At 38.5% G+C, this 13,370-nt stretch carries 13 protein-coding genes; all 13 read left to right on the top strand.

The genetic code is table 11. From position 1 onward, the window contains the following. Positions 1-5 precede the first annotated feature (5 nt). The 13 genes from RCC89_06890 to RCC89_06950 all read left to right on the top strand — a co-directional run bounded on the left by RCC89_06890 (position 6) and on the right by RCC89_06950 (position 13,369). Positions 6-1,019, top strand: a complete 1,014-nt coding sequence (locus RCC89_06890) for an NAD-dependent 4,6-dehydratase LegB (GenBank protein ID WMJ72887.1) — start codon at positions 6-8, stop codon at positions 1,017-1,019. Continuing rightward, positions 1,012-2,154: a LegC family aminotransferase gene (locus RCC89_06895; GenBank protein WMJ72888.1), complete on the top strand. Its 1,143-nt coding sequence runs from the start codon at positions 1,012-1,014 to the stop codon at positions 2,152-2,154. Before RCC89_06890 ends, RCC89_06895 begins: the two co-directional genes overlap by 8 nt. Continuing rightward, the gene (gene neuB / locus RCC89_06900; GenBank protein WMJ72889.1) at positions 2,151-3,218 is read left to right on the top strand and encodes an N-acetylneuraminate synthase; all 1,068 of its coding nucleotides are present in this window, start codon (positions 2,151-2,153) and stop codon (positions 3,216-3,218) included. The genes RCC89_06895 and neuB overlap by 4 nt, the downstream gene beginning before the upstream one ends. After that, on the top strand, positions 3,184-4,290 hold the full coding sequence (gene neuC, locus RCC89_06905; protein ID WMJ72890.1) for a UDP-N-acetylglucosamine 2-epimerase: 1,107 nt from the start codon (positions 3,184-3,186) through the stop codon (positions 4,288-4,290). The genes neuB and neuC overlap by 35 nt, the downstream gene beginning before the upstream one ends. Continuing rightward, positions 4,290-4,913: a NeuD/PglB/VioB family sugar acetyltransferase gene (locus RCC89_06910; GenBank protein WMJ72891.1), complete on the top strand. Its 624-nt coding sequence runs from the start codon at positions 4,290-4,292 to the stop codon at positions 4,911-4,913. The genes neuC and RCC89_06910 overlap by 1 nt, the downstream gene beginning before the upstream one ends. After that, entirely contained in the window at positions 4,903-5,955 is a 1,053-nt protein-coding gene (locus RCC89_06915) for a nucleotidyltransferase family protein (GenBank protein WMJ72892.1), read from the top strand. Before RCC89_06910 ends, RCC89_06915 begins: the two co-directional genes overlap by 11 nt. Continuing rightward, positions 5,955-6,644: an acylneuraminate cytidylyltransferase family protein gene (locus RCC89_06920; protein WMJ72893.1), complete on the top strand. Its 690-nt coding sequence runs from the start codon at positions 5,955-5,957 to the stop codon at positions 6,642-6,644. Before RCC89_06915 ends, RCC89_06920 begins: the two co-directional genes overlap by 1 nt. Positions 6,645-6,885: 241 nt before the next feature. Beyond that, complete coding sequence (locus tag RCC89_06925) at positions 6,886-7,557, top strand: hypothetical protein (GenBank protein ID WMJ72894.1); 672 nt, start codon at positions 6,886-6,888, stop codon at positions 7,555-7,557. A gap of 21 nt (positions 7,558-7,578) precedes the next feature. After that, positions 7,579-8,652: a nucleotidyl transferase AbiEii/AbiGii toxin family protein gene (locus RCC89_06930; GenBank protein ID WMJ72895.1), complete on the top strand. Its 1,074-nt coding sequence runs from the start codon at positions 7,579-7,581 to the stop codon at positions 8,650-8,652. Between the two features lie 98 nt (positions 8,653-8,750). Next, positions 8,751-9,911, top strand: coding sequence for a polysialyltransferase family glycosyltransferase (locus RCC89_06935; protein WMJ72896.1), 1,161 nt, complete (start codon positions 8,751-8,753; stop codon positions 9,909-9,911). Further along, positions 9,911-11,386, top strand: a complete 1,476-nt coding sequence (locus RCC89_06940; GenBank protein WMJ72897.1) for an oligosaccharide flippase family protein — start codon at positions 9,911-9,913, stop codon at positions 11,384-11,386. Before RCC89_06935 ends, RCC89_06940 begins: the two co-directional genes overlap by 1 nt. Then, positions 11,386-12,486, top strand: coding sequence for a glycosyltransferase (locus RCC89_06945; protein WMJ72898.1), 1,101 nt, complete (start codon positions 11,386-11,388; stop codon positions 12,484-12,486). Before RCC89_06940 ends, RCC89_06945 begins: the two co-directional genes overlap by 1 nt. Beyond that, on the top strand, positions 12,476-13,369 hold the full coding sequence (locus RCC89_06950) for a glycosyltransferase (GenBank protein ID WMJ72899.1): 894 nt from the start codon (positions 12,476-12,478) through the stop codon (positions 13,367-13,369). The genes RCC89_06945 and RCC89_06950 overlap by 11 nt, the downstream gene beginning before the upstream one ends. Position 13,370: the final 1 nt, after the last annotated feature.

The following is a 13,370-nucleotide window of genomic DNA, read 5'->3' on the forward strand; positions in this document are numbered from 1 at the left end:
CAACTATGGACTTTCATTCGTTTATGTTAAAAGGTAAAAAAGTTTTAATAACAGGGGCTGATGGATTTATAGGGAGTCATCTGGCAGAAGCCTTATTGGCGGAAGGCTGTGAAGTAAGGGCTTTTGTCTATTATAATTCTCTGAATAGCTGGGGCTGGCTAGATACATTCTCTAAAGATCAGATAGCGGCCATTGAAGTTGTGTCTGGGGATATAAGAGACGCTAATTGTGTCAGAAAAGCGATGAAAGGGGTAGATGTCGTTTTTCATTTGGCTGCATTAATAGCTATACCTTATTCTTATGATGCCCCTGAGTCATATATAGATACCAATGTTAAAGGAACGTTAAATGTCCTTCAAGCTGCTCAGGATCTTGGCACATCAAGGGTTTTGGTCACCTCTACTTCTGAAGTGTACGGGACGGCCAACTATGTTCCAATAGACGAAAGTCATCCAAAACAAGCGCAGTCGCCGTACTCTGCTTCAAAAATAGCAGCAGATTGTTTGGCTGAGTCTTTTTTTAGGTCTTTTCAGACACCTGTTACCATTGTTCGGCCTTTTAACACGTATGGCCCAAGACAATCGGCAAGGGCGGTTATCCCAACCATTATTTCACAGCTGCTCAACGGGGCAGCGCAAATTAAGCTGGGAGACCTTTCTCCCACGAGAGACTTATTGTTCGTAAAGGATACAGTGCGTGGATTTATTCAAGTGGCCAATAGTTCGCAATTAGTAGGGGAGAGTGTGAACATTGCTACGAACGATGAGATTTCCATTAAGGAACTGGCTGAAAAAATTATTCTCCAGATTAACCCTTCTGCTACTATTGTTCAAGATTCGCAAAGGTTACGGCCTGCTAATTCTGAGGTTTTCCGTCTCTGTGGCGATAATTCAAAATTAACTGGTCAGACTGCCTGGAAACCGGAGTATAACATAGATCAAGGGTTGGCGCATACCATAGAATGGATGAGAATACCTGAAAACCTTTCTAAGTACAAAGCAAATATTTATAATGTTTGAAGAGGTCATTCATTTCATAAAAGAAACATTTAAACAAGAAGGTGCTATACCTCTTCACAAACCTAGGTTTGGAGGAAATGAAAAAAAGTATCTTTTAGATACGATAGATACCACTTATGTTTCTTCTGTAGGGGCTTATGTAGATCTTTTTGAAGAGAAACTGTGCATGTATACAGGAGCAAAGCATGCTGTAGCGGTTTCAAGTGGGACAAGTGGTCTGCATGTGGCGCTGAAAGTCGCTGGGGTGTCTAGTGGTTCTGTGGTACTTACGCAACCTTTTACCTTTGTGGCTACTTGCAATGCTATTTCATACCTTGGCGCCCAACCGTATTTTTTGGATATTGATAAAAATACCTTAGGGTTATCATATAGTAGCCTTCAAGCTTTTTTACAAGAAAAGGTAGATGTTGGCGAAGACGGGTGTTCTTATTTAAAAGAATCAGGGCAAAAGGTGGCGGCATGTGTACCTGTTCATACTTATGGTCACCCTGTAGAGATTGATAAAATCACCGAACTTTGCTCCAAGTTTGGTATAGTAGTGGTAGAAGATGCGGCAGAATCTTTAGGCAGTTTTTACAAAGGTACGCACACAGGGAGATTTGGGAAGGCCGGGGTGTTTAGCTTTAATGGGAATAAAATTATCACCTGCGGGGGAGGAGGTGCTATTGTTACAGATGACACGGAATATGCAGCGCAAGTCAGGCATTTGACCACACAGGCTAAAAAAACTCATTCTTGGGAGTTTTATCACGACGCAGTAGGTTATAATTACAGAATGCCCAATCTCAATGCAGCCTTGGCTGTTGCTCAGCTAGAACAGCTCTCTACGTTTTTGAAGAACAAACGGGCTTTGGCTACACTATATAAAGACTATTTTCATCGCAAGGGAATAGCTTTGGTTTGGGAGCCATCAGGTGCGGCGTCTAATTTTTGGCTTAACGCAATTCTGCTTGACAACCATAAGGAAAGGGATCTTTTTTTAGAGGAAACCAATACGGCAGGGATTATTACCAGACCTGCTTGGGTTTTGATGAATAAGCTGCCTATTTTTAAAGATAGTTTGAAAAGTGATTTGAGTGTCGCAGAAGCGTTAGAGGGCGTTTTAGTAAACCTGCCTAGTAGTGTACGTTTATGAGTAAGTTAAAAAAAACTATTATAATAGCAGAAGCTGGGGTAAACCATAATGGAGACTTGGATATGGCTTTTGAGCTAATCGATAAGGCGGCAGAAGCTGGTGCTGACTTTGTGAAATTCCAGACTTATAACACAGAGCGCCTGGTAAGTCCTTATGCTCAAAAAGCTAAATACCAAAAGGAGAATATGCCCGGAGGAGAAAACCAGTATGATATGTTGAAGCGGCTTGAGCTTTCTGAAAAAGATCATTATAAGCTGATAGATAGATGCCGTTTGAAAAATATTGGCTTTTTGTCCTCTTGTTTTGATGATACTAGCGCCGTTTTTTTGCATAATTTAGGTGTGGCATATATCAAAATTCCTTCAGGAGAATTGACGAATGTGCCTCTATTAAAGAAGGTGGCGTCTTTGGGGAGGCCTGTTATTTTGTCGACCGGAATGGCTACCATGGGTGAGGTTGAACAAGCAATTTTTACCTTGGAAAACCATGGTCTAGATAAAGGCAAGTTGACTGTTTTGCACTGTAGTTCCCAGTATCCTACCCCGTTTGAAGAGGTGAATCTCAAAGCCATGGTATCTATACAGCAAGCTTTTAAGGTTCAGGTAGGGTATTCAGACCATACGGAAGGTATCGAGGTGCCAATTGCCGCAACAGCTATGGGGGGGGTAATGATAGAAAAACATTTTACCTTAGACCAATCTCTTCCTGGGCCAGACCATAAAGCCTCTTTGGAACCGGAAGGTTTGAAAAAGATGGTTTCTGCCATAAGAAATATCGATATTGCTATGGGGGACGGTATTAAAAAACCTGGCAAATCTGAAATGCAGAATATGGAGGTGGTGCGGAAGAGTGTTCATGCAAGGTGCGATATACAGGCGGGGCAGGTGATTACAGAAACTGGTATTTGCTTGAAACGACCGGCAGCAGGTTTGCCACCATCCATGGTAGATGATATCATTGGGAAAAAAATAGCCAGAGGGAAGAAAGCAAATGAGCCAATTACATTAGATGATTTCTTAAATAAGAAAAGTGAGGATAAAGATACTAACAAGTTCAAGAGCTGATTTTGGGATTTTGCTCCCATTGTTAAATAAACTGTTTCGGGATGATTTTTTTCAACCGGAATTGATTGTTTTTGGCGCTCATCTGTCGCACAGGTATGGATATACACTTCAGGAGATTGAGTCTCATGGGTTCTATATATACGATAAGGTAGATTCATTAATAGAAGGGGATACCCCACAGGCCCTTGCTGACTCTATGGGTGTCACTACTCTAAAGTTTTCTTCTGTATGGGAGAGGGTAAAAGACCATACAGATATCGTTTTGTGCTTGGGCGACCGATTTGAAATGCATGCGGCATTATTGGCTTCAATACCGTTTAATATAAAAATTGCCCATTTGCATGGTGGAGAAACTTCGTTGGGAGCAATTGATAACTACTTTCGCCATAGTATTTCTCTTATGTCTAAATATCACTTTACAGCTACCGAGAAAGCTGCAAGTAAAGTTTCCGAAATGCTTGGGAGTGATGAACATGTGTACCATGTAGGGGCATTGTCCTTGGACAAGCTGCAAGACATTCCTTTATTAGATCCCGAAACATTTGAAAAGACTTATCAAATCCCTTTGTCTGAGGAAACCCTGTTGCTAACTTTTCATCCCGAAACAGTTGGAGGCGTTGATAATGGCGACAGCGCAGAAGTTATAGCCCATGCTTTGATGGGGGTAACCCATCCGGTAATTATTACTATGCCCAATGCTGATTTTGAAGGGCAAAAGATAAAGAAAGTTTTTTTAGAACTAACTGATAAACGACCTGATACCTATCTTGTTGACTCTTTAGGGGCTGTAGGGTATTTTTCTGCCATGAAATATTGTAAATGTGTAATAGGAAATTCTTCAAGCGGTATTATAGAAGCAGCCTCTTTTAATAAATACGTAATTAATATTGGCGAGCGACAAAAAAGTCGTGAACATGGTGATAATGTGATCCATTGCCCTGTCTCAAAAAAAGCTATTCTTGATGCTCTTGAGTCGGTAAATATGCGTGGTGCTTATCAAGGAGATAATTTATATGGGTGCGGTGGTACTTCTGATAAAATTATCAATATTTTAAAATCAATTGTTGCCTAATGGGAAAGTCTACTGTTATTGTTGGTTATTCAGGCCATGCCTTTGTAATTCTTGACGCTTTGGCAACTAATGGTGTGAAGGTGCAGGCTTATGTAGATATTGAGGAAAAGCAGAAAAACCCGTACAATTTAAAATATATAGGAAAAGAGCGTGACCATATTAATTTTCTTAGAGAAAATGAGGCTTTTGTTAGTGTTGGGGAAAATGATGTACGAGCACGAATTTGTCAGTTTTTGTTGGACAGTCAAGTGCATTTGATAAATGTTGTTCATAGTCGCGCTAATGTGTCGGAAAGTATAACAATAGGTAAGAATGTGTTCATTAGTGGAGGGGCTAATGTAAATAGCCAGGCTTACCTTGCTGATGGGGTTATAGTAAATACGGGAGCTGTAGTCGAGCATGAGTGTTATATAGAAGAATATGCGCATGTTGCACCAGGGGCAGTGCTGGCTGGAAATGTATCTGTGGGCGCTAAATCTTTTGTAGGTGCCAATTGTGTGGTCAGGCAAGGAGTGAAAATTGGAAAAAATGTAGTGATAGGCGCCGGTACAGTGGTTGTTGATGATGTGCCGGATGGTTTGGTGGTAGTCGGGAATCCGCAAAAAGTACTTTATGGTAAGTAATCCTGATTTATATATTATAGATATCAATAGTACGGCCAAGAATGGCTTGGAAAAACTGAATACCATCAGCAAGCAAGGGGCTGCGCTGTTTGTTGTGGACCAGGACAGGAAGGTGGTAGGTACTCTTTCCGACGGAGACATTCGGCGTGGTTTGTTAAAAGGACTCTCTATCGATGATGGAGTAGCGCTTTTTGCCAATACCGACTATTGCTATTTAGAAGAAGGGAGTTTTAATAAAGGGGATATAAAGAAACTTCGTGACTATGACATTAAACTTGCCCCAGTGGTAAGCGATGACAAAAAGTTGCTGTATATAATCAATACATACACACAGCGGGGGGTATTGCCCGCCACAGCATTGATTATGGCCGGAGGCAAGGGAGAAAGATTGCGCCCGTTGACCAACGAGGTGCCTAAACCTATGTTGAAAGTGGGTGATAAACCTATTTTGGAACATAATATTAATAGGTTAAAAGCTTATGGTGTCAGTACTTTTTATATCTCTGTTCGGTACCTAAAAGAACAAATCATCGATTACTTTGGGGATGGCAGTTCAATGGGGGTGGATATTCACTATCTAGAAGAGTGTGAACCATTGGGTACCATTGGTGCTGCGGGTCTTATTGATAATATTTTAGATGATTATTTGCTGGTCATGAATGCTGATATTTTGACTAATGTTGATTTTGAGCATCTTTATGACAAGTTAATAGAACATGGAGCAGATATGCTGGTAGGTTCTGTTCCTTATAAAGTATCTGTCCCTTTTGCTGTGCTTTCTTTAAATGGGGCATTGGTAAAAGGGTTGGAAGAAAAACCAACCTACACTTACTATACAAATTCGGGAATTTACCTGTTAAGGAAGCATTTGCTTGAATATGTGCCTAAAAACAGCTTGTGCAATGCTACGGATATAATGGAAAAAGTGGTGGAACATAAAATGAAACTTGTGGCTGAGCCTGTTATTGGTTACTGGTTAGATATAGGCAGGATGGAAGATTACCAGAAAGCACAGGAAGACTGGAAATATATACAATTTTAATGTCTGATACTTTATTTTTGATACCGGCCAGAGGTGGTTCAAAAGGTGTACCTGGAAAGAATATTAAACTTTTGAATGGCGTACCGCTCATCCATATCTCAATTGATTTGGCAAGAGCGTTTTCCGATGATTCCCATATTTGCGTAAGTACAGACAGTGAGGAAATCAAGCATGTTGTTGAAGAAGCAGGTTTGAAGGTGCCTTTTACACGCCCTCTGGCTTTAGCATCTGACAATGCCGGTATGCATGAAGTTTTGCTGCACGCACTTGAATATTATAGTAGCCGAGGTATGCATTATAAAAAACTGGTTTTGCTCCAGCCTACTTCACCTTTTAGGAAAAAGAAACATGTGCAGGAAGCGCTTGATCTTTACCGGCCGTCTTTGGATATGGTGGTTTCTGTCAAGGAAACGGTCAGTAACCCTTACTTTAAACTAATGAAAGAAACGGAGGAGGGGTATTTAAAGAAATTTGCGGAGGCTACTTTTTCCACTCGGCAATCTGCTCCTGTAGTATATGAGTTGAATGGTGCTGTATATGTGATCAATACAGATGCGCTTAGAAGATCGCCAATGAATGAATTTTCTAAAGTTCAGAAGTATGTGATGGATGAAGCTTCTTCCTATGATATAGATACCATGCTTGACTGGCAGATTTGCGAACTTCTAGCAAAAAATGGATTTGTATAATCTTGACACTATAATCAATACAATTTCTCCTTTGCCACTTTGACAGGCAACCCCGAAAAAAATAAAAGAACTAAAATTTACCTCTCTCACAAAATCTAATTTTTGGCAGCAAATAAGCTTTGTTGCCAAAATATAGTTGTGTATATTTATGCCAAAATAGATAGAAATCGCAAAGGGCAAACTTCATATTGACGACTTAAGGAAGCATTTCCGGAACCAACCAAAATTCTCTACTTCAGAATTGACGAGTTTTTATCGATTGAAAGAGCCGGAAGTGAAAAAGGCAACTATCAACTGGAGGATTTATTATCTTGTTCAGGAAGGTGTTCTCACTAGGATTGGCCGTGGGAAATTTACGATTGGCGCTGGAAAGACTTATTGTCCTGAATTAACAAACAAACAAATCGCAGTCTATAAAAAGATCGTAGCAGAATTTCCTTTTATTTCAGTCTGCATTTGGAGTACTTCTATAATAAACGAGTTCATGCTTCACCAGCCCGGTAGATTCTACCAACTTATAGAAGTTGAAAAGGTGGGAATGGAAAGTTTATTTTACTTCCTAAAAGATAATAACATGTCGGTTTATATGGATCCTTCTCCTGAATTCATCAGAAGATACTTAATTGATGAGAAGGAACCTTGGATTGTAAAACCTCTTGTTTCTGAGTCACCGACACAGCAAATAAAAGGAATTACTACTGTAACATTAGAGAAAATGCTGGTTGACATCTTTTGTGATCCATTAACTTTTAGTGCACAACAAGGATCAGAAATGGATCATATTTTTAAAGAAGCATTCGAAAAGTATGCAATAAGTGAAAATAAAATGCTCAGATATGCCAGTAGAAGGAGAAAAAGATCTGAACTTGATAATTATTTAAGTGAAATTTCTAAATATCGGCAGCAATACTGATTTGTTGCCAATAATTTGATAATGATAAGTAAGGATTCATTACATATTGAATGGATAACCAAAGTATCTACAGCCAACAGAAAGGCTGATAAGATATTGGTAGAAAAAGTAATCAGAGCATTACTTCTACTTGAAGGATTAGTTAAGCAGAATGTAGATTTTGTATTTAAAGGAGGGACTGCTTTGATGTTGATTTTGAATTCATCAAAAAGACTCTCAATAGACATCGATATAATCATAGAAAATGAGCCAAAAGGTTTAGAGGAGAAATTAAATGGTTTGCTCAAATCCCAAGGGTTTACACGATTTGAACTTCAGGAAAGAAAAGCTGCAACCAAAATTCGAAAAGCTCATTACAAATTCTTCTACAAACCAGTTCATCAAACACAAGCTGAAGAGGAAAGTATTTTACTGGATATACTTTTTGAAAAAGTAGGATACCAAAAGATTGAAGAAATTGCAATTGATTCAGCATTCATTGTCTCAGATGGTGATCTAATTAAGGTAAAGGTTCCATCTAAAGAAGACATTCTAGGAGACAAACTAACCGCTTTTGCGCCCAACACGACGGGTATTCCATACTTCAAAGGAAAAACAAGTATGAGCATGGAAATATTAAAGCAGCTTTATGATATTGGTAATCTTATCGATATAGCTGAAGACGGTGAGTTGGCAAAAGCTACTTTCGAATCATTTGCCACTATTGAACTTGAGTACCGAGAATGTGAAGAGAAGGTTGATGGTGTACTTGAAGACATTTATCAGACTGCACTATGCATCGTCAGTAGAGGAGTTGAAGGAAAAGGGGATTTTGCAGAACTACAAACAGGTATTCAGAGGGTATCTAGATTTATTTTTTCAGAAACCTTCCATATTGACAAAGCCATTATTGCTGCTTCCAAAGCAGCTTATTTAGCGGTTCTAATGCAATTCAAGAAAGTGATTATCGAAAAATATGGAGATCCCAAAATCATGAAGGATTGGTCTATCGGAGAACCATTATGGCCAAGATTAAACAGGCTTAAAAAATCAAATCCAGAGGCATTTTTCTACTGGTATAAAATATTTGAATTATACGGAGAAGGAAAGAGTTAAAGAGAAGATCTACAGTATATTGGGTATAGAACAAAACGAATCACGTACTTAAATCTTATACTTGACCGTTATTCTTAAAGCTGCGTATATCAAGGTGAATGAGGATTTTAATAAACTGGGACTACCATCGCAAAGATTTGACACAGGCTTTTTTCTCAATGGCTGAGGAAATTGACTTTGTGTACCTTTATGATTTTGAGCGACCCTCTCTTAAGTGCAGCGATGATTTGTCGGTAGTTTATTGGAATGACTTCAAAAGCGCTTATGATTTGTTAAACCAGGTCAAGCCTGACAAGGTCGTATTTCATGATATAGAATCATTTTATCAGGTTGCGTTAAACATTGCCGCAAAAAATTATGGCATTCCTACCTTAGTTGTTGAACATGGCATTAAAGTACAGCATTCAGCTTATGCCAAAGAGACTGTCAAGGTACAGAAAAGTAAAGGAGGATACAGGAGTAAAGTGCAGTCTCTAATATTTTATCTTAGAGCTTTTCGTCTTAAGAACACCTTTTCTTTAATCCCTTTTATTGCATTTATTTATTACCGTTATAGGTTTGGGATAACTAATGGGTTGGCCAAGTGCCGGTTTTCTTTACGTAAAGCAGACATGTATGTGAATTTTACAGAAACAAATGCGGCAGGATTGATAGAACGGGATGGGCTTAAAGAGGAGGATTTAAAGTATATCGGGAATCCAAACTATGATGATTTCTTCCAGTATTGTAACAAAAATGCTTCTTTTGAAAGAAAAGATTTTTACTTGTTGATAGATGCGCCTTTTGTAGAGGATAGCAATTTTTCTATGCCTGTAGAGGTGAAAAATAAATTTTATGACAAACTAAATGCTTTTTGTAAAGCTAGGGGAAGTAGGTTGAAAGTGAAATTGCACCCAAAATCCTATTCCCAAAGTTATTTTTTGAGGGACAGCAACATAGAATATATCACTGAGTGCAGTACCATGGAGTATATCTTAAAAGCAAAGGGCTGCTTTTTGATCCATATATCTACCTTGTCACCGCTGGCTATTTTGTATTCAAAATGTATATTTTTTGATACTTATCCCGTTTTTAATAAAAATATAACCGCTCTGAACGTTGTTCCGGTACTTGACTTTTGGGATTTTAATATTGAAAATATAGCTTTTAAGCATTTAGATACAAACAAGGAGCAGGTATTGAAAGAAACCTTTTTTAAGTATACTGACGGTAAGGCAACAGAAAGGCTTAGGAATATATTATTGGGAGGTGCAGTTTGATGAAAATGCAAGCAAAAGCCACGGTTCTCTACTCCTTGTTAGGATTTATCCCTTTTGTATCATCTTTTGTGCTGCTACCTGTCAATGTCACCTATTTGTCTCCGGCAGATTTTGGGGTGTTGGCTTTGGCTGCCATTGCTCAATCATACATATCTTTATTGTTGCTTTTTGGGATGGATGGAGCTATAAACAGGTTCTATTTTGATCATAACGAAACACCCGAAAAGACTTCAGAATTTCTGAATACCCTTCTGTCTGTAGTGCTGCTCAAGTGTACCTTAATGTCTGCTGTCCTGTACTTTACAGGTGATTGGATATTGCGTTTTTTTGGGGAAGGGAAATTGCCTTTTGAAGATTATGGCTGGTTTCTGTTTTTTCAAGCCATTTTTCTTTCGATGAATGCGCTGTTGTTTCAGTATTATAGAGTTGCTCAGAAACTGCAAAACGCTGTACTTGTCTCGCTTTTACCTTTTGTACTTTCAACAGCCGGTGGCTTGATCGGGGTGGTCTATTTGAAAGAAGGTGCTTGGGGAAGTGTAGCCGGAAAGGCTGTAGGAACCATTTTAGCCTCAGCGCCTATTTATATTTTGTTGTTTCTGAAGTCTGGGTTTAAGCTTAACTTTTCAGTAGTAAAAGACGTTTACTTGTACTCATACCCTGTGGTTTTGTACACATTGATCAGCAATACCTCTGCTGCAATTGATAAAATCTTTTTGAACCAATTTTTTTCTTTATCGGAGTTAGGTATCTACAACTTGGCTGTCACCATCGCAGCGCCTATAGGTATTTTGTTGATGGGGTACTGGAATGCCGTTACGCCCAATTTGATGGAAACCTATATTGGGGAGGAGGAAAATAAAGGTGCTATTATAGAGCGGTACTATAACAATGTTTTGCTGATCTCTTTTATAGCTATTTGGGCTTTGATTGCAGTTGTCAATCCTGTCATCTTTAACTTCTTGAAAGAAGGTTACTGGGATTCCTATTTGTACATTCCGCTTTTGGCTTTTGCTTTTATTGGAAGGGCTTATTACATAGTTTACTCTTTTAGTTTGTTCTACTATAAAAAAACTTATTTATTGCCAATAATTAATCTGGTAAGCTTGGTGCTTACAGCAGCGGCTATATATGTCTTGGCCCAATATTTAGGTATTGTTGGTGTCTGTATTGGGGTTGGAGTATCCCAGTTTTCCCAGTTTTTAATTGCTTATTATTTTGATAAAGAAATTAATGCGTTTAAGTACCCTGTTAAAAATACGCTACTGCTCCTTGGAATGTCTTTCTTGATCATTTTTCTTAACTATGTATTAATTTATGAGGTTGTTGATATTTTTTGGGTAAATATCATTCATGTTGGCGAAGGGGTGTCAATGGTGCTTCTTGCCGTGTTTTTGATAAAGGGCAAAGTGGTAGTGAATTCTCTAAGAAATGGGTCTTTCGCAAGGGCTTCCGGTGCTGATCAGATAGGTCTTTAATGAAAAAAGTTATACATATTGTTTCTAATGTATCCTCTTCAAATGGGTTGGAATGGATGATTGAAGGAGTAAGTTCATTGTATGCGTGTACTGTTGTTCTTATGAACCCTTCAGAAACGCCGCTTGAGCTTTCTTTGAAAGAAATGAAAGGGGTAGAGGTTCGACGGATTAAGTTTAGAGGTAAAAAAGATCTTATACAGGTTTTCTTGAAAATGTATGTTTTATTAAAAGCCACTAAGCCGGACATAATCCATTGTCACCTATATGATGCTTGTTTGGTTGGCCTTACTACATCTAGACTGGCAGGGGTGAAAAAAAGGATATATACGAGGCATTATTCAAATATTCATCACCAGTATCATCCAAAAGGGGTCTGGTTTGATAAAGTGTTCAATTGTCTGGCGAGCGATATCATAGCAATTTCTGAAAATGTCAAACAAGTTTTGATTAAAGAAAGGGCAAGGGCTGACAAAATCATACACCTTCCTCATGGTTTTAAGCTTGAACTTTTTCAGAAAAAGCTTAACGTAGAAGCACTCAAAAACAAGTATAAAGTTGGCAATAACTATCCTGTTGTTGGAGCCATATCTAGGTTTGTGCATTTGAAAGGTGTAGCATATATAGTTGAAGCTTTTAGCTTATTGTTAAAGGAATATCCCAAGGCTAAGCTGTTGTTGTTTAACGCTGTTGGGCCTGAGAAGAAAAAGATTATGTCGATGCTGTCATCGATGCCTGATTCGGCTTATGAGTTGGTTGATTTTGAAGGTCAAATAATTGATGTTTACCACCTTTTAGATGTTTTCGTGCACGTGCCTATAGATAAAGAAGTTGAGGCTTTTGGTCAAACTTACGTTGAGGCATTAGCTGCCGGCACTCCTGCTGTTTTTACGATGTCTGGAGTGGCTCCTGATTTTGTGAAAGACGAAGAAAATGCTATTGTTGTTGACTATAAAAGCTCTGAACAAATTTATCAAGGTATAAGGAAAATCTTAGAAAATGAAGATGTTAGGCAACGTATTGTTCAGCAGGGGCCAATAAGTGTAGAGCAGTTTAGCCTGAGTAAATTCCTAGAACGCTTAAAGGAAGTCTATGAAAAGTGAAAGACCACTTTTTTCTGTTATCATTCCAACCTATAACCGCGCAGGTCATCTTGCTGCAGCTTTGCGTTCTGTTATTCAGCAAAGTTTTCATGAGTTTGAAGTTATAGTGGTAGATGATGGAAGTACTGATGGTACAGAAGAAGTGGTTCGGAGTTTTGAAGATGTGCGCATCAGGTATTTTCGAAAGGCGAATGAAGAACGTAGCATTGCTCGCAACTTTGGTATAGATAAATCCTTAGGGGCATATGTTACATTTTTAGACTCTGATGATTTTTTGTATGAAGATCATTTGGCTGTGGCCTTACAAATGGCAAAAGATAAAAGTAATCCTGAAGTTTTTCATTTATCTTATGAAATAAAATCTTTGGATGGTGTCCTACGCATGCAGATGCAAAGCAAGGGAGATATCAATAAACGCTTGATTTATGGAAATTTCCTGAGTTGTATAGGTGTTTTTGTTCGGGGCGATATCATAAAAAAACATAGATTCAATACAGATCTTGATATTATTGGCTCCGAAGATTATGAACTGTGGATGAGGTTGGCGGCTAGATATAAAATCCATGCATCGTCTCATATTACTGCTTGTCTTACCGAGCATGTGGCTAGGAGCGTTAATGCCATTGAAAAAAACACTGTTGTTTTAAGGATAGAAAAGCTTTATCAATATCTTCTAGAGGATGATGCTGTTCGGAAATACTATGATAGGTATATGCATGTGATAAAAAGCCAACTTTACTTATATTGTGCTTTGCATTTGCTGGAAGCTAAATTTTTTCCTGAGGGAAGGTCTTATTTCTTTAAAGCATTTAAGGCATATCCGACTTGCGTTTTTTCAAAAAAAGGTCTGGTTCTTATGAAGAAACTGATTTTTAAAGCTTGAA

The sequence above is a fragment of the Cytophagaceae bacterium ABcell3 genome (assembly GCA_030913385.1).
GTDB lineage: Bacteria > Bacteroidota > Bacteroidia > Cytophagales > Cytophagaceae > ABcell3.

Coding starts and splice junctions, on each gene's coding strand:
- RCC89_06890 (WMJ72887.1), top strand. CDS start 6: ATGGACTTTCATTCGTTTATGTTAAAAGGTAAAAAAGTTTTAATAACA.
- RCC89_06915 (WMJ72892.1), top strand. CDS start 4,903: ATGGTAAGTAATCCTGATTTATATATTATAGATATCAATAGTACGGCC.
- RCC89_06945 (WMJ72898.1), top strand. CDS start 11,386: ATGAAAAAAGTTATACATATTGTTTCTAATGTATCCTCTTCAAATGGG.
- RCC89_06895 (WMJ72888.1), top strand. CDS start 1,012: ATGTTTGAAGAGGTCATTCATTTCATAAAAGAAACATTTAAACAAGAA.
- RCC89_06920 (WMJ72893.1), top strand. CDS start 5,955: ATGTCTGATACTTTATTTTTGATACCGGCCAGAGGTGGTTCAAAAGGT.
- RCC89_06940 (WMJ72897.1), top strand. CDS start 9,911: ATGAAAATGCAAGCAAAAGCCACGGTTCTCTACTCCTTGTTAGGATTT.
- RCC89_06930 (WMJ72895.1), top strand. CDS start 7,579: ATGATAAGTAAGGATTCATTACATATTGAATGGATAACCAAAGTATCT.
- RCC89_06935 (WMJ72896.1), top strand. CDS start 8,751: ATGAGGATTTTAATAAACTGGGACTACCATCGCAAAGATTTGACACAG.
- RCC89_06950 (WMJ72899.1), top strand. CDS start 12,476: ATGAAAAGTGAAAGACCACTTTTTTCTGTTATCATTCCAACCTATAAC.
- neuB (WMJ72889.1), top strand. CDS start 2,151: ATGAGTAAGTTAAAAAAAACTATTATAATAGCAGAAGCTGGGGTAAAC.
- RCC89_06910 (WMJ72891.1), top strand. CDS start 4,290: ATGGGAAAGTCTACTGTTATTGTTGGTTATTCAGGCCATGCCTTTGTA.